The sequence below is a fragment of the Branchiibius hedensis genome (assembly GCF_900108585.1).
Classification (GTDB): domain Bacteria; phylum Actinomycetota; class Actinomycetes; order Actinomycetales; family Dermatophilaceae; genus Branchiibius; species Branchiibius hedensis.
The window spans coordinates 1,593,573-1,609,605 of sequence record NZ_UESZ01000001.1; the positions used below are offsets into that span (position 1 = coordinate 1,593,573).

Here is a 16,033-nt window from a genome sequence, read left to right on the forward strand (position 1 = left end):
ATGTATGGTAACTGCACGATCGCGGGTCGGGCTGTCCTATTGACCGCTCCGACCGTACCCGTCTCCCGACGTTAGGACCGCTCATGGCCATCGCCAACACTGTCGACCTCGTGACAACCGCCCGTGCCGACGGTTATGCGGTTCCCGCGGTCAACATCGTCGACGAAATGTCGCTCCGCGCCGTGCTGAAGGCAGCGCAGGCCGCCCAGTCCCCCGTGATCATCCAGACCTCGGTCAAAACCGTGAAAGCGACGGGAGCACAGCCCCTTTTCGATGCGTTCCGGCACGCGGCTGAGGCCGCGACGGTGCCAGTCAGCCTGCATCTCGACCATTGTCCCGACCGCGCGGTCATCACCGAGGTCATCGGCACGGGCTGGTCCTCGGTACTCTTCGACGCATCCGACCGACCGCTGGAACAGGCCTGGCGCGAGACTGCGGAAGTCGTCGCAGAAGCGCACGCCGCCGGAGTCGGCGTCGAGAGCGAGATCGAGAACATCATCGGCGTGGAAGACGGCGTCGGCTCCGATGAAGCACTGCACAGTTACACCAACAGACAACTCGTCGACGTGGCAACCGACACCGGTGTTGATCTGTTGGCGCCCCAACTGGGTACGGCGCACGGTCTGTACAAGGCCTCGCCGGTGCTGGCCTTCGATCGGGTCCTGGAGCTAGGACAGCTGACCGACCTTCCGATCGTGCTGCACGGCGGCACCGGCCTGTCGCAGGCCGACTTCGACCGCTTCATCGCCAACGGGATCGCAAAGATCAACATCTCCACGACAGTCAAATTGGCCTACATGAAGGCCGCCCAGGCGCACATCGCCACTGCGGAGGAGACTGGCAAATGGGAGCCGGTCAAGATGTTCGACCAGATCTCCGCGGCGGTCGCCGCGACGGTCACCGAGCACTTCGAACACTTCGGTTCAGCGGGTAAGGCCCAGGCGCTCGCCGGGGTGGGCGCATGACAACCAGTTCGCCCGCGCTCATCCTGGACTGCGACGGCGTCCTGGCCGATACCGAACGCGACGGTCACTTGGTCGCTTTCAACCAAGCATTCGCGGAAGCGGGCCTGAACATCGAGTGGGGCGTGGCGCAGTACGCCGACCTGGTGAAGATCGGCGGTGGCAAGGAACGCATGCGCCACTACCTGCGGACCCACCCTGAGGCCGGCGTCTCCGAGGCTGACCTGGATGAGACCGTTGCCGATCTGCACCGGCGCAAGAGCCTGCTTTACGTCAGGCTGGTGGAGGCTGGCCGGTTGCCTGGACGCCCGGGGGTGCGCCGCCTCATCGAGAGTGCGCTTGATGACGGTTGGCGGGTAGCGGTCGCCTCAACCTCGGCCGAACGCAGCGTGGAAGCTGTCTTGAGAGCAACCGTCGGCGAACGAACCCGGTCCCGACTGGCTGGCGTGTGGGCTGGCGACATTGTCGCCGCCAAGAAGCCAGCACCAGACATCTATCTGCGCACCCTCACGGACCTGGATCAGGATCCGGAAATGGTTGTGGTTGTTGAGGATTCGGAGTCAGGTGCCCGCGCCGCAGCAGCTGCCGGGCTGCGGCACATCGTCACAATCAGCTCGTTGACAGCCGACGATTCTTTCCCGGCCGCGGCCACCGTAGTGAGCGACCTCGGCGAACCCGACGCACCAGCGCAGTATCGCTCGGGTCTGGACGTCCGCGACGTTGACGGCACAGTGACCGTGCCATCGCTTCAGTTGATTCTCGACAAGGCCGACCGGCCGTGGCCCCAGTGACCAGCCTGGCGACCACCTCGAACTCAGAGGTCGTAGTGGAACTGCAACCGAATCTTGTCGCCCCGGAAGAGGATTCGCGAGTATTCGAAGAGTTTCCCGCCCGGATCGGAGATCTGGTGGCTCAGCAACAACAGCGGTGTGCTGCGTTTGATGCCCAATTCGGACGCGGCGGCCGGCGAGGGCAGCGTGGACTCGAGGGTCTCGTCGATGTGACCCATTCGCAGGCCATGCTCCGACTCCAGCACGACACACAACTGCCGACTCGTCAGGTCCGCCGCCTCAAGTCCGGGAGCCAGCGCCGCCGGAACGTACGACGTGTGGATGCTGATCGGCTCGTCGTCCGGCAGGAGCCGGATCCGGCGGATCTCGTAGACGTCCTCCCCCGGCATCAGCCTCAGCGCCTCGGCAACCCGACCGTCGGCCGGCACGATGCCCTCTTTGAGGATCTTGGTCTGGACCGCGTAGCCCATTCCCTCCAACTGTTCGCGGATGCCCATGTAGGCGGGCGAGCGAGTGGAGATCTTGCGGTGCGCGACGAAGGTGCCCTTGCCCTGGACCCGGAAGAGGAGGTCCTCATTGACCAGTTGCGCCAGGACCTGTCGTGCGGTCATCCGGCTCACCCCGTACATCCGGTTGAGCTCGTTCTCGGACGGAATGCGTTGCCCCGGTTGCCATTCGCCGTTCTCGATGCGCGCACGCAGCACCTGAGCGAGTTGGATATAGATCGGCGTCGCGCCGTCGCGATCGAGCACGGTCGGGATCGTGGCCGATGTGGGCAGCTCACTGGCGGCAGAAGAAGTCATGGCCTCGCCGACGGTACCAGGCTGAGCGCTTGCTTGGCTGCACCCACGCTGTACCTGTGTGTACTTGGCCGTCCCCGCTCCTCCCCACAATCGAAATCGATGCGCTACTCCTGATGAACCACGCGAACACCGGAAGGTAATCCCGATGCCCGAGACCACGCCGCTCAACCCCCTGGCCCCCTGGGTCGAGCTCGCCACCACCACCGCGGACTGGGACGCAGCCACGCCGCACGAACTGGACACCATGTATGCCCAACTCAACATCATCCGGTCGTTCGAGGAGGAAGTACTCGTCCTGGCCGGCCAGAAGCTGATCAATGGTCCGGCGCACTCGAGCATCGGACAAGAGGCCGGTGCCGTGGGGTCGGGTCTACCTCTGAACGCCGGCGACCAGGTCAACGGCTCACACCGAGGCCACCACCAATTCCTCGCAAAAGCTTTGGGGTTCGTCGCTCCCGACGGTATCGATCCGGCGCAGCCGCTGGGCGCAGCAGTGCGCGAGGTCCTCCACCGTTCGATGGCCGAGATCGCCGGTCTCGCCGACGGGTACTGCCATGGTCGCGGCGGCTCGATGCACCTGCAGTGGAAGGAAGCCGGTGCGATGGGCACCAACGCCATCGTGGGCGGGGCTGTCCCCTTTGCAACCGGATTCGCCTGGGCCGACAGGCACGCCGATACCGACAACGTCGCAGTCACCTACTTCGGTGACGGTGCAGTCAACATCGGCTCAGTACTGGAGTCGTTCAACCTCGCTGCCGCGTGGAACCTTCCCGTCTGCTTCTTCATCGAGAACAACCAGTACGCGGTGTCCACCACGGTGCAGGAAGCCACGGGCGAGGCACGCCTTTCCGGTCGCGGTCTTGGCTTCGGTATCCCCAGCTGGCGCGTCGACGGCCAGGACGTGCTCGCGGTGAAGTTGGCCATGGAGCAGGCGGTCGCGCACATGCGAGCAGGCGGCGGTCCAACGATCGTAGAGGCGGACACCTATCGCTACTTCCACCAGAACGGCCCGTTCCCTGGGAGCGCCTTCGGCTACCGCGACAAGGACGAGGAAACCCACTGGCGGGACAGAGATCCGATCGCCTTGGTCGAGTCGCACCTGGTCCGCCGCAATCTGCGAACCATCGATGAGTTGAGCGCCATCCGCAGCGCAATCCGCGCGGAGCTGGCCACGATCGGAGCCGGTCTGATCGAGCAGGACCCACAGGGCAAGCCCGGGCAGAACCGCATCCGCCCCGAGCTATGGCCGGATCCTGCTCGCATCGACGTCGGCATCCGCGGCGACCTGACGACCCTCGAGGGCCGGACTGTCCGCGAGGAGAAGGATTTCGGCGCCGATGAGGTCGGTGACCAGAAGTTCGTCGACGTTATCGCCGAGGTGATGGGGCGACGCATGGACGCCGATCCGAGCATCGTCGTGATGGGTGAGGACGTCCATAAACTCAGTGGCGGTTCGCGTGGTGCCACCAAGGGGCTGGCCGAGAAGTTCGAGGACCGGGTGCTGGGCACGCCCATATCTGAGGCGGCGTTCACCGGACTGGGCGGCGGACTGGCCCTAGATGGCCGGTTCTATCCGGTGGTGGAACTGATGTACGCCGACTTCATCTGGGTGGCTGCCGACCAGTTGTTCAACCAGATCGGCAAGGCGCGCCACATGTTCGGCGGCGATCACGACATGCCCCTGTTGCTGCGGATCAAAATTGGCACCGGCACCGGCTACGGCTCCCAACACTCCATGGACCCAGCGGGCATTCTGGCCACCTCCGTCGGTTGGCGCATCATCGCCCCGTCGTCACCTCTGGAGTACGTCGGCCTCCTCAACGCCGCGATGGCCCTGAAGGATCCAGTGGCGGTGCTCGAGCACGACGCCGACCTCTACAAGTCCGTCGGCCCTGCACCGCTGCGGGACTTCGACTTCATCCTGCCGCCGGGTCGGGCCGCCATTCGCCGGATAGGCGCCGCGGTGACGGTGCTGTCCTACCTGTCCATGGTGAACAAGTCAGTCGCCGCAGCAGACAGTAGTGGCATCGATGCCGAGGTCGTCGACTTGCGATGGCTGGACCGGGCCAGTATCGACTGGGACACCATCGAGGCCAGCATCAAGAAGACCAACCGTGTTCTGATCGTCGAGCAGGGGTCCCTGCAGACGTCGTACGGCGGCTGGTTGGCCGATGAGATCCAGCGGCGCTACTTCGACTGGTTGGATGCCCCGATCGAACGGGTCCACGGCAGCGAGTCATCACCCAGCATCTCCAAGGTGTTGGAAGCCGCCGCGCTCGCGGACGAGGCGGACATCGTCGTCGGCCTACGGCGCGTCACCGCCTGACCCGCGTATCTACCTCAACGACAAAGGAATTGACAGATGGCTAGCTACTTCCGGATGCCAGGGGTCTCAGCCGACTCCGATGAGGCGATCCTCGAATCGTGGATGGTAGAGGCGGGCGCTGAGATCAGCAAGGATCAGACGATCGCAACGGTTGAGACCGAGAAGGCGCTGGTCGAGGTGTCCGCCGACAGCGACGGCATCGTGCACACCCTGCTGGTCGACGGCGGCGCGACCGTGCCTGTCGGTGACCCGATTGCGGTGATCCTGGCGGTGGGCGAACCTGCCGCTGCCGCAGAGGAGTTGGTCGCGGCGCTCGGTAGCGAGCCCACGTCTGCGGCGGAGCTCGCGGTGCCTGCACCGCCCGAGCCCGCAATGCCGGCCCAGCCGGTCGCTGCGGCGCCTGCCCCTCCCGCGCCACCGGCCGCTGCGCCGCAGGTCCCGGAGCGCGAACTGGTCGGGGTCGGCGGACGGCGGTTCTCGAGCCCATCTGCGCGACGGGTTGCTCGCGAGCTCGGCGTCGACATCGATCGGGTCGACGGCAGCGGACCGCGGGGTCGGATCGTGCGTGCCGACGTCGAGGCGGCCGCGGCCGCCGGCAGCGCTCCGGAAACCGCTGCCCCATCAGCTGCACCGTTTACCCAGCCGGCGCCAAGCCCGCAAACGGTTTCGTCGGCGTACGACGGGTGGGAGGCGGTGCCGCACACCAAGCTGCGTCGCCTCGTGGCCAGCCGCCTTCAACAGTCCAAGCAGACGGCACCGCACTTCTACCTTCGCGCGTCCGTGCGGATGGATGCTGTGCTCGCACTGCGGGCCGAGATCAACGACAGTCGCGACCAGCGAATCTCGGTCAATGACTTCATCGTCAAAGCGGCCGCCATTGCCCTGCTCGATGTGCCGGGCATGAACGTGGTGTGGACCGACGACGCGATCCTGCAGGCACCGCGGGCGGACGTCGCCGTCGCAGTGGCCTCCGAGCGCGGTCTGGTCACGCCGGTCATCCTTGACGCCGGATCGCTCTCCCTCTCAACGCTTTCCGCCCGGATCAGGGATGCAGCCAACCGTGCTGGCGAAGGTCGCCTCAACCAGTCCGAACTGGAAGGTGGCACTCTCACCGTCAGCAATCTGGGCATGTACGGCGTCGAGGAATTCGATGCGATCATCAATCCGCCGCACGCCGGCATCCTCGCCGTGGGCGCCGCCGTCCCGAAGCCGGTTGTCGCAGATGACGGCCAACTCGAGGTCGGCACGGTGATGTCCGTCGTCCTCTCGGTGGACCACCGCCCGGTGGACGGCGCCCTCGGGGCGCAGTGGCTCGCCCGCTTCAAGCAGTTGCTCCAACAACCAATGTTGCTCCTGGTATGACCGCGTCGGCGCCCGGGCTACTGCTGGACCGAGTCGATACGGCCGTCTTCGACCTGGATGGCACCGTTTACCTCGGCGACGCGCTCCTGCCGGGCGCGCAGCGAACGATCCATGCGCTGCGCGCTTCCGGCAAGCGCACCGTCTTCTGTAGCAACAACCCCACGAAGACGGCGTTGGAGTACGCCGAGAAGCTGACCCGGCTGGGAGTGCCCACTGACCCTGCCGATGTCGTGACGAGCCTGACGGCAACGGTGCGGTGGGTCCAGGACAACGCGGCGGGTGCCAAGGTCTTTGCGATCGGGGAGGCGCCGCTGGAGTCTGCGCTGACCGATGCCGGCGTCGAACTGAGCGACGACCCGGAGCAGATCGACGTCGTCATCGCTTCGTACGATCGGGCCTTCGACTACCGGAAACTGCAGATTGCCTTCGACGCGTTGTGGTTTCACAAGCGCGCTCGTCTGGTCGCCACCAATCCTGACCGCTTTTGCCCCTTCCCCGGTGGCCGCGGTGAGCCGGATGCCGCGTCGGTGATCGCGGCGATCGAGGCCTGCGCCCAGGTGCGATGCGAGGCGGTGTTCGGCAAGCCCGAGCAAGGACTGTTGGACATCATGATCAGCCTCACCGGGTTGCACCCCGAATCGACCGTGATGCTCGGAGACCGCCTCGCCACTGACATTCGCTTTGCGAACCGGGGCGGCATGACGTCGGCCCTGGTTCTGACCGGCGAGACCGATCGAGCTCTACTAGCGCGCAACGGTGCCGATGATCCGCCCGATGTCGTTCTCGACCGGATCGACGAGCTACTAACCATCTGCGGCTGACGAAGCTGCGGGGCCCCGCCTGAAGGAGGCACGACCATGTTCCGATCGACCATTGCCGGCGATGAGGTCCCCTCCCGCCATGCACTCGACATCCCGGGCGCTCAGGTGCCGATGCATGTTCTCGCGCGGCCCGGCGCCGTGCACGACCTCGCGACGATTCTCGACAGCGCCGGCCCGTTCACGCGGGTGGCGCTGCTGACCGACGATGTCGCCAAGACGTTCGCTGGCGGTGACGTGCTGGACTGCGTACGTCGCGCGCTACCCGCTGGGCCAAACATCCGGGAACTGGTCGTACAGACCGGTGACCATGGCCTCACGCTCGATGAAACCGTGGTGGAATCGGTCGTCGCTCGGGCCGCCGGCGTCGACCTGGTCCTGGGGGTTGGTTCGGGCACCATCTGCGACTTGGCCAAACAGCTTGGCGCGACGCTCGACGTACCCGTGATCCTCGTACAGACCGCTGCCTCGGTGAACGGCTACTCCGATTCGTTGTCGGTGTTGGTGCGTTCCGGGGCGAAGCGGACCATACCGTCGACCTGGCCGCACACGCTGATCATCGACCACGACATCCTGGCGGGGGCGCCACACCGACAGACCCGTGCCGGTGTCGGCGATGCTATAGCGGCGTGGTGTGCGCCGGCCGACTGGTATCTGGCGTGCGCCACCGGATTGGATTCCGCGGCCTACCGATCGGACGCGGTGGATGCGGTGCTGTCCGCTGCTGCTCGACTCGAGGCCGTCGACCCCGAAAGCCCGAGCGGCCTTGCGGCGCTGGCGGAGACACTGACCCTCGGTGGCCTGGCGATCGGCGTCACGGGCACGACAGCAACACTGTCGGGCACCGAACACCTCGTGAGTCATTTGCTGGACATGGCCGCGATGGCCAGGGGTACAGACCATGATCTGCACGGTGCCCAGGTCGGCGTCGCCAGTGTGCTGAGTGCAGCCCTCTGGGAGGTGAGCCTGGACGAGCTCGACCTCGGGGCCGTGTCCCCCGACCTCTGTGGGACACCACCTGGCCTGGAACAGGCGGTGCTGTCCTCGTGGTCGGTTGTCGATGAGAGCGGACGGGTAGGTCAGGAGTGCTTGACCGCGGTTCTTCGAAAGGCCGCCAGTTGGGACCAGCATCGCAGCTCCGGTGCCCTGCGCCGGGTCTGGTCGGACTGGGCACGATACGAAACTGCGCTGCGCTCGTTGGTTCGCACGCCCGAGGAGGTCGTGGCCGTGCTGCGGCGGTGGGGCGCTCCGACCCGGTTCCGCGACCTGACGCCGCCGGTCGATGAGGATCGAGTGCGGTGGGTACTACGGACGCTGCCGCTCATGCGTGACCGGTTCACACTGACTGACGTGCTCTACTTCACCGGTCGGTGGGACGACGCCGTCATTGATCGCGTCCTGGAGCGCGCTGCCGCTGCCGGTGGCGGTTTGTGACTGTTATGAGACCTCGTCGTCGCGCGCTATCCCGCGACGGCGGTGGCCAGTCCACGGACCGGCTGTGCCTCCCTCGGCCCCATCGTCAAGACGACCTTGACACCGTCGGCCATCAACTCCAGCGCATGTTCCCAATCGGCCACTGGGAGCACCTCGCCAATAACACTGTCGAGATCCACCTGACCAGAAGCCATGAGGCGCAGTGCGATTCGGAAACTGGACGGCGCCTTCCCGCGCGAACCAACCAACTCGTACTCACGCTCGATCAGTTGAGTGACGTCGACCGCGGGGCGGTCGTGGTAGAACGCCACCAACACCAGGCGCCCCCCCTTTCGCAAGTAGTCGGCGCTGCCCTCCAACGCCGATGCGGCGCCGCTGCACTCGAAAACGCTGTGCGCGCCGTAGCCGCCGGTCAGATCGGCGACGTAGGTAGCAACGTCCACCTGATCGGAAGCCACCACGTGGTCGATACCCATCGCACGCGCTCGGTTCAACCGCGCCTGGTGGCGTGAGCGACCCACCAGGACGACCGTCGCGCCGACTGCCCGTGCCACTTGGGCGCACAACATCCCCACGGCCCCCGGACCGACCACCACTACTACCTCTCCCGCCAGCGACGGACTGCGCTCGATGACGGCGTGTACGGCGATGGCCAGCGGCTCGGTCAACGCACCGGCCGTGAGGGCAAGGTCGTCAGGCAGCCGGTGGACGGTCTCGGCCGGCATCGCGAGCTGCTCGGCCAGCCCGCCGTCGACGGTCGTGCCGATCCCTTTGCGGTGAGGGCACCGGTTGGCCTGTCCGACAAGGCAATACGCGCACTGACCGCACCGATAGGCGTCAGTCTCAACGGTCACGGGGTCGCCGACCTTGAGGTCGGTCTGCACATCGGATGCGATTGCCGCCACTCGACCGGCGACCTCATGACCCAGCGTCCGAGGGACGGGGTACGCGCTGGATCTGGTGATCGCGGACCGATCTGTGCCGCATAGCGCCACCGCCGCGACGTCGAGAAGAATCTGACCGGGCTTCAGCGTCGGCGGGTCCACCTCGACCAGCTCGACATTTCCCGGCCCGGGAGCCGTCTTTCGCAACGCGCGCATGCGCCATCCTTCCGCGATGTGTGCGGCCAAGAGTCATACAAGTATGTACAAGATAGTGGTTGTCTATTGCACTAACAAGATGTGACCTGGCACACTTTCGGAATCGCGGCCTCGTAGCCCTCTTAGAACCGGGCAATTCCCCACGACCGCAATCAATTCCGGAGGCGAAATGAACGCACCAACCAGCAACGGGTTCCTGATGGGACTGGACGCCGGCACCTCGGTCGTGAAGGCAGCGATCTTCGACCAGGCTGGCAACGAGATGAGTCGCGGGGCCCGCACGGTCCCCATCGTCAACCCACAACCGCACCTCGCCGAGGAGGACATGGACTTGGTGTGGGAAGCCGCTGCGGGGGCCATCCAGGACGCCCTGGTCAACGGATCCGTACGCGCCGAAGAGATTCTGGGCGTGTGCGCCACCGGGCAAGGAGACGGCAGTTGGATGGTCGGATCCGATGGCAAGCCCGCCGGACCGGCGATCCTGTGGACCGATGGACGCACCGGTGATCTGCTGGACCAGTGGTACGACAGCGGGGCCGTGGCCAAGCAATTCCCGATCAGCGGAACCGGTCCGTACGCCGGCACCACCTCCGCCCTGTTGCGCTGGCGCCAGGACAACGAGCCGTCGCTACTTGCCCCGGGCAACACCAACCTGTGGTGCAAGGACTGGGTGGAGTACGGCCTCACCGGCGACCTCAGCACCGATCCCTCGGATGCCAGCCTCGCGGGCATCGACGTACGTGCCCGGACCTGGTCCGAGGACGTGTTCGACATCCTGGGCATCGACCAGCGCACCCGTGACGTACTCCCGAAGTTGCGCAACCCCACCGAGCAGTGCGGCACGGTCACCCGCCACGCGGCTGGCGTGACGGGCCTCATCGAGGGCACGCCGGTGTTCAAAGGACAGATGGACATCACCGCGTCCTCATTGGGCGTCGGCGTGGCCAGGCCCGGTGACTGCATGGCGGTCATCGGTACGGCGGGGATCGTCACGGTGGCGACCAACGATCTATCCGGCGACATTCTGCCCCGGACGTCGGCTGGGTGATCCCGCACGGCCCAGATAGTTGGATCCGGGGGCTGGGCATGAACTGCTGCACACCAAACGTCGACTGGTTCCTGCGCGAGTTCGGTGAGCCGTTCCGCAGCGAGGCCGCGGCGCAACCCGGCGGCCAGCTGTTCTCCTACCTTGACCAGAAGATCGCGCAGACTCCGATCGGCTCCGGCGGTGTCATCTTCCACGGATACCTGGCTCCCGGTGGTGAACGTGCGCCGTTCGTCAAGCCCAGCGCGCGCGGCTCCTTCAACGGGCTGACCGGTGGCCATGACCGCTGGCACATGCTGCGATCGGTCTACGAGGGCGTTGCCTACGGCATCCGGGACTGCCTCGATGCGATCCCGACCCCGGTGGACACCGTGCGGATGGCTGGCGGTGGTGCGAACAGCCCGGTCTGGTCCCAGATCTTCGCTGACGTGCTCAACCGGCGGATCATCATCCCCGCTGGAACCGAGTTCGGCGCCAAGGGTGCGGCCATCGTCGGCGGCGTGGGCCTGGGCATCTACGACTCTTATGAGGCGGGCGCCGACGCGACCGTGACCATCACCCGTGAGTACGAGCCAAACCCGCAGCGTGCGGCGCTCTACAGCGAGTTCTTCGAGGTTTACCGCTCCCTGCGAGCTTCGACCGTCGACGTGTGGGACCAGTTGCAGTCAGCGACCCGCAAGGCGAGCGTGTTCGTCGCCTGAACCTGCACGAACGGCGTGGCGAACAATCTTGTCCGCCACGCCGTTCTGCTGCCCCGGTGTGCGCCGCTGTGCACTTTTCGCGAGAGCGGCATCTGTTCAGGTGGGGTCGATAAGTTCCAGCGTGTGCACCTGAAGTTGCTCGATGTCGTCGCGGTCGAAGACGGTGACCGCGTGGTGAGCGGCGCGGATCTCGGCGGCCGCCGGGCGCGCGTCATCCTGGCCGTGCTCGCGTTGAACGAGCATGCCGCCTCCAGTGACACGTTGGCTCGAGCGTTGTGGGCTGACGACGCGCCGCCGACGTGGCCGACCGCGCTACGAGGAGCGGTGCGTGCCCTGCGGACCGCCCTGGCGCCGGTGGGTGGCGATGGCGAACGCGTCGTCGCGACCGTGCCTTCGGGGTACTGTCTCGCGCCGGGCGTGACGGTTGATGTCACCGAAGCCGAGGCCGCCGTACGTCGTGCTGAGGATCTGATTGCCCAGCGCCGTTTCACGGCGGCTCGGGACTGCGCGGCGCCCGTCGCCGCGGTACGTGGCACAGCGTTACTGCCAGAGGAAGACGCGCCCTGGCTATCGCCCTACCGCGTCGCGCTCGACGACCTCGCAGTGCGGGCGTTGCAGGTGCTGGCGCAGGCCGCGACCGCGCTCGGCGACCATCCGGCAAGTCTGGATGCCGGACCACCGCCGGCGGATGGCGCCGACGACACGGCTGGCTTCGCACCGCCTCCGGCAGATGAGCCGCTCGCGCTACTTCCACCTCCGCAGGCGGTCATGGTCAGGCAGGTGCAGGTCAGAAGGGTTACGCCGGCTACGAGGCTGGCCGCTGAATTTCTCATGCCCTCACCCCATCAGCGCGCGGTAACACGGCAGTAACGCCGCCGGCGGCGTGGATCGATCGTGCGCATCAGCCGGCCGGTACGCCGTCGTTGTGAAGCGCCGTGCGTGATGCGTCCGGGCGTGGCGATATCCGACGAGGGCAGACCACCCGAGCGGACCCCGGTTGCAGTCATCGCGCGAGCGGACCGTCTCCACGGTCACCACCCGAGCGGGCCCCCGGTTGCACGAATCACCGGGCGAGCGGGCCGACGCGCCACCGGTTGTTGCTTCGCCATTCCTTGGGGCCACCGCCTCTGGGCGCCACGAAGAACTCCAGGACCCCGTCCCGCAGCCGGGCAGGAATGTGTTCGTAATGAACCCGGCGGTGATGCGAAGCGCACAGCGGTGCCAGATCATCCAGGTTCGTGGTGCCACCAGCAGCCCACGGTTCTCGCCAGTGATGCCCCTCGGTCCACCCCGGTGGCCGATCACACCCGGGAAAAGCACACCCGCCGTACCGGTTCTCCGCCGCCCGTCTCTGATGATTCGTGAACAACCGCCTCGCCCGGCCAAGATCCAACGGCAACGACTTCCCGTCGAAAACCTGCGGGATCAAAGAGGCGCCGCACGCCAGTCGCCGCACTTCACCAGCACTGACCCTGCCCCCGGTAGACAACGTCGCCGCCCGCACACCCACAGCCAACGTCTCATAGTCCAGGTTCACCGTCAGCACCGCCGAGATACCCCCGGCACCCGGGAGCTTGTCCAACGGCAAGTGCTCACACAACTGCGCCAGGGCGCGACCTTCGCGGTGTGCGGTGTCCATCGGCAACCCACCCGCCTCCGCCAGTTCAGCGGCGTCGATCTCGGCGTCCGCCTGCGCCCCGGTCCGCGCCCAGCCGCCACGCGCCGGCTCCGCGACGGCATCCTCGCTGCCGCGCGCCCAGTCCGGCGGAACGGGTCCGCCTTCGTGACCCTCGCCGCCCGCAGCCCCCGAACCCGTGGCCCGACGACCGTTGGCGCGACCACCGCTGGCCCGAGCGCGACCAGCACCGCCACCGTGGTTGCCAGTCTCCAGATGGAACCGGCGGGGCGCACTGATCCCCTCCAACATGGTCTTGAGCATCTGCGCCTGCAGCTCCGGCAGCGTGAACCCACCCTTGAACAATCCCGGTTTGTGTTCACGCATCCAGAACGACGCCTGCGCCCACGCAGCCTGCTCCTGATCCACCAACACCGCGTCCTCGTGCGCGTCGGCCTGCGCAACGTCTTCGAACGCCTCCCGCATCCGCGTCGCCCGCCGCCGCAAATCCACCAACGTCATCGTGGGCGCCGCCTCCAACAACGCCCGTTCCGCCGCGTCCCGGTCCGCTTGCGCCACACTGTCCGGCAACGCCGCCAGCCCCCGGGCGATCACCCCCGCCTGCTCCCGAGACACCCCACCGCTACTCAACCTTGATCCGGTCGCGGGCGCGTGCTGCAACTGCTCCCCCAGGTTGACCAATGCCTGCGCATCCCGCCGGTCCCCACCGAACTCACCCGACATGATCGAGGACACCTCAGCCACCGAACCACCCGCCGACGTCACCGCCGACCGCAACGCCGACGCCACCGACACCAGCACCCCATCGATCCGCGCCTTCGCCGACGCCAACCGACCCGACGCCCGACGCGCATCCTCCACCGAAGACCCGTCCCACGAATCCAACGCGGCGAACCGGTCCAGCACGTCGTGCAACTCATCCAACAATGCGCCCACCGGATCACCAGCGGCATCCGAGCGTCGTACCACCCTCGACGGAGCACACGCCACGACCACAGGCCCACCGAGTCGCCCACTGCCCAAACGGCTTTCATCGATCTTCACGCCCGCCACACCCCTCCCCGGCGCCCCGAACCTGCCCCTGAAAACCACCCTACGACCCAGCACCGACAGCCAACCGGCCACGAACAAATCTGTGGATAGAGCCGATGAATCCGAACGCTCGACTAGCGAACACGCTGGCCCAGAGCACGCTGCTCGGCCCGTGGTGAAGGATGAGCTGGCCGATACGCCGGGTTCTGTCACCGTCGTCAGCGAACTGACGACGGCGGGCGACCATCCATCTCGGGTGACTGTTGCCAGCCACCTCTAGCGGTCTACCCGCGTGCTCGGGCGAGCAGCCCTCGGACGCACGCTGTCTGACCTTGCTCCCAGTGGGGTTTACCGAGCCGGTGCAGTCACCTGCACCGCTGGTGGTCTCTTACACACACCGTTTCACCCTTACCTGCCGCAAGCGGCCGGCGGTCTGTTTTCTGTGGCACTGTCCCGCGGGTCACCCCGGGTGGCCGTTAGCCACCACCGTGCTCTGCGGAGCCCGGACGTTCCTCGGCGAGAACGAGTCTCGACGCGGCCGCCTGGCCAGCTCATCCGGGCCAGAGTCTACCGCCGCCGAGGCGAATGCTCAGACCAGCGCGAACTCCAGCGTCCGCGTCGACAGATCGGCACTGCCCACCCGCACCTGCACCGAATCCCCCGGCGCTGCATCACCAGGCAGCGTCGCGATCACCGGTCGGTCGGTGAGCTGGACCTCGACGCCGGTCTTGGTGCGGGCAACCACGGTCGCGGCGAAGGTATCCCCCACGTGATGCGACATCACCGCCACCTCGACGGCGTCGGTGCACATCCGATCCACCTTGTGCGCGAGTTGGTCACCGGCCGCCATGATCTTGGGCAGCTCGGGCAGCGACTGACGCGCCCAATCCGGCACCGGCCGGCCCGCGCAGATGCTTTCGCAGATGACCAACCCGAACCGATCCACGAGCCGCCGCAGTGGAGCCGTGACATGTGCGTACGGCGCCCCGACCGCCGCCTGCATCGTCTGGTCCGGCACGGAGCCGTCAAACACGGTGTACCCGGCGCCGCGGAAGAGGCTGCCCGCGGCGTACATCAACGCCAGGTGGTGCGGGTCGTTGCGGTCCAGCGTGCGCAGGAACTCGCCGTACGCCAAGCCTTTCGGCCAGGTCACGCCCAGCGCCCTGGCCTGACCCCGGAAGCGGTCCACCGCGAACTGGGGCGCCTCCGGCATGGTCCGCAGGATGCCCACCTTGGCATCGAGCATGATGCCCGCCGCCGCCATCCCGGTCAGCAGCGAGATCTGGGAGTTCCAGTCCTCGGAGGTCACCGGCGGCCGCAGCCGCAAGTGGTAGTCCCCGTTGTCGTCGCGCTCCACCTCCTGGGCGGGGATCGGCAGGTCGGCTCCCCCACGCTCCCGTTCCAACGCGATCCGCAACTCACCGATCGTCTTGAGCAGCATCAGCCCCTGCGGCGCGCTGCCGTCGTCGATGGATGCCTGCACGCCGTCGTAGTCCAGCCGCGCGACCGAACGCACCCGCGCGAGGTAGACCTCCGCGCTGGTCTGCTGGCCGGAACCGTCCAGCCGGACGTCCCAGACGAAGGCGCCGCGCTCCTGATCCGGCAGCAGACTGCCCTTGTCCTCACTGATCACCGCCGGGTGCAGCGGCACCCGCTGGTCGGGGAAATAGAGGGTCTGGGTGCGTTCGCGGGTCACGCGGTCCAGAGCCCCGCCCGGAGTGACGAATGCCGGCACGTCGGCGATCGCGTAGCGCACGCGGTACCCGTCGCCGTCCCGCTCCAGGAACATCGCCTGGTCCAGATCGGTCGAACCCGGCGGGTCGATTGTGAAGAACGGCACCGCCGTCTCGTCGCGGTCGGGCAACTGAACGCTCGCGACCGCCTGTTGGGCCTCTGCGAGGGCATCAGCCGGGTAGTCGGTCGACACCTCGACCTCGGCGCGGATTGCCGCGAATGCCTCGTTGAGGGGCGCTCCCGGCTCTGGGTCTTCGTTGACGATGCGGGCCAGCACGCAGTCACCCTA

At 66.8% G+C, this 16,033-nt stretch carries 13 protein-coding genes and 1 other RNA gene; 9 read left to right on the plus strand and 5 right to left on the minus strand.

Features of this window, described 5'->3' with window-relative positions:
• The first annotated feature begins 83 nt into the window (after positions 1-83).
• On the plus strand, positions 84-965 hold the full coding sequence (locus DR843_RS07740) for a class II fructose-bisphosphate aldolase (protein ID WP_109684835.1): 882 nt from the start codon (positions 84-86) through the stop codon (positions 963-965).
• On the plus strand, positions 962-1,753 hold the full coding sequence (locus DR843_RS07745; RefSeq protein WP_109684836.1) for an HAD-IA family hydrolase: 792 nt from the start codon (positions 962-964) through the stop codon (positions 1,751-1,753). The genes DR843_RS07740 and DR843_RS07745 overlap by 4 nt, the downstream gene beginning before the upstream one ends.
• A gap of 23 nt (positions 1,754-1,776) precedes the next feature.
• On the opposite strand, the gene DR843_RS07750 is transcribed toward DR843_RS07745, so the two are convergent.
• Entirely contained in the window at positions 1,777-2,556 is a 780-nt protein-coding gene (locus tag DR843_RS07750) for a GntR family transcriptional regulator (protein WP_109684837.1), read from the minus strand.
• A 145-nt stretch (positions 2,557-2,701) separates the two neighbouring features.
• On the opposite strand from DR843_RS07750, the gene DR843_RS07755 reads away from it, so the two are divergent.
• The 4 genes from DR843_RS07755 to DR843_RS07770 are packed head-to-tail and all read left to right on the plus strand — an operon-like array spanning position 2,702 to position 8,496.
• Entirely contained in the window at positions 2,702-4,882 is a 2,181-nt protein-coding gene (locus DR843_RS07755) for an alpha-ketoacid dehydrogenase subunit alpha/beta (RefSeq protein WP_109684838.1), read from the plus strand.
• 36 nt (positions 4,883-4,918) lie between these two features.
• A complete protein-coding gene (locus DR843_RS07760) occupies positions 4,919-6,244 on the plus strand; it encodes a dihydrolipoamide acetyltransferase family protein (RefSeq protein ID WP_109684839.1) in 1,326 nt (441 codons plus the stop codon).
• Positions 6,241-7,065, plus strand: a complete 825-nt coding sequence (locus tag DR843_RS07765; protein ID WP_109684840.1) for an HAD-IIA family hydrolase — start codon at positions 6,241-6,243, stop codon at positions 7,063-7,065. Before DR843_RS07760 ends, DR843_RS07765 begins: the two co-directional genes overlap by 4 nt.
• Positions 7,066-7,101: 36 nt before the next feature.
• The gene (locus DR843_RS07770; protein ID WP_109684841.1) at positions 7,102-8,496 is read left to right on the plus strand and encodes an iron-containing alcohol dehydrogenase; all 1,395 of its coding nucleotides are present in this window, start codon (positions 7,102-7,104) and stop codon (positions 8,494-8,496) included.
• Between the two features lie 26 nt (positions 8,497-8,522).
• Here DR843_RS07770 and DR843_RS07775 read toward each other — a convergent pair whose 3' ends face one another.
• Positions 8,523-9,596, minus strand: a complete 1,074-nt coding sequence (locus DR843_RS07775; protein WP_109684842.1) for a zinc-binding dehydrogenase — start codon at positions 9,594-9,596, stop codon at positions 8,523-8,525.
• A gap of 169 nt (positions 9,597-9,765) precedes the next feature.
• On the opposite strand from DR843_RS07775, the gene DR843_RS07780 reads away from it, so the two are divergent.
• From DR843_RS07780 to DR843_RS07790, 3 genes are all read left to right on the plus strand, one after another.
• Entirely contained in the window at positions 9,766-10,644 is an 879-nt protein-coding gene (locus DR843_RS07780; RefSeq protein ID WP_109684843.1) for an FGGY family carbohydrate kinase, read from the plus strand.
• A complete protein-coding gene (locus DR843_RS07785) occupies positions 10,641-11,342 on the plus strand; it encodes a xylulokinase (RefSeq protein WP_146202511.1) in 702 nt (233 codons plus the stop codon). The genes DR843_RS07780 and DR843_RS07785 overlap by 4 nt, the downstream gene beginning before the upstream one ends.
• A gap of 123 nt (positions 11,343-11,465) precedes the next feature.
• Positions 11,466-12,212 carry an AfsR/SARP family transcriptional regulator gene (locus DR843_RS07790; protein WP_170119779.1) on the plus strand — a complete coding sequence of 249 codons (747 nt, stop codon included), beginning with the start codon at positions 11,466-11,468 and terminating at the stop codon, positions 12,210-12,212.
• Positions 12,213-12,405: 193 nt separating this feature from the next.
• Here DR843_RS07790 and DR843_RS07795 read toward each other — a convergent pair whose 3' ends face one another.
• The 3 genes from DR843_RS07795 to DR843_RS07805 all read right to left on the minus strand — a co-directional run bounded on the left by DR843_RS07795 (position 12,406) and on the right by DR843_RS07805 (position 16,021).
• On the minus strand, positions 12,406-13,914 hold the full coding sequence (locus DR843_RS07795) for an HNH endonuclease signature motif containing protein (protein ID WP_170119780.1): 1,509 nt from the start codon (positions 13,912-13,914) through the stop codon (positions 12,406-12,408).
• Positions 13,915-14,189: 275 nt separating this feature from the next.
• Positions 14,190-14,564, minus strand: an RNA gene (gene rnpB, locus DR843_RS07800) — RNase P RNA component class A.
• Positions 14,565-14,599: 35 nt separating this feature from the next.
• On the minus strand, positions 14,600-16,021 hold the full coding sequence (locus tag DR843_RS07805; protein WP_109684847.1) for an RNB domain-containing ribonuclease: 1,422 nt from the start codon (positions 16,019-16,021) through the stop codon (positions 14,600-14,602).
• Between the last annotated feature and the right edge of the window lie 12 nt (positions 16,022-16,033).

Coding starts and splice junctions, on each gene's coding strand:
- DR843_RS07740 (WP_109684835.1), top strand. CDS start 84: ATGGCCATCGCCAACACTGTCGACCTCGTGACAACCGCCCGTGCCGAC.
- DR843_RS07745 (WP_109684836.1), top strand. CDS start 962: ATGACAACCAGTTCGCCCGCGCTCATCCTGGACTGCGACGGCGTCCTG.
- DR843_RS07750 (WP_109684837.1), bottom strand. CDS start 2,556: ATGACTTCTTCTGCCGCCAGTGAGCTGCCCACATCGGCCACGATCCCG.
- DR843_RS07755 (WP_109684838.1), top strand. CDS start 2,702: ATGCCCGAGACCACGCCGCTCAACCCCCTGGCCCCCTGGGTCGAGCTC.
- DR843_RS07760 (WP_109684839.1), top strand. CDS start 4,919: ATGGCTAGCTACTTCCGGATGCCAGGGGTCTCAGCCGACTCCGATGAG.
- DR843_RS07765 (WP_109684840.1), top strand. CDS start 6,241: ATGACCGCGTCGGCGCCCGGGCTACTGCTGGACCGAGTCGATACGGCC.
- DR843_RS07770 (WP_109684841.1), top strand. CDS start 7,102: ATGTTCCGATCGACCATTGCCGGCGATGAGGTCCCCTCCCGCCATGCA.
- DR843_RS07775 (WP_109684842.1), bottom strand. CDS start 9,596: ATGCGCGCGTTGCGAAAGACGGCTCCCGGGCCGGGAAATGTCGAGCTG.
- DR843_RS07780 (WP_109684843.1), top strand. CDS start 9,766: ATGAACGCACCAACCAGCAACGGGTTCCTGATGGGACTGGACGCCGGC.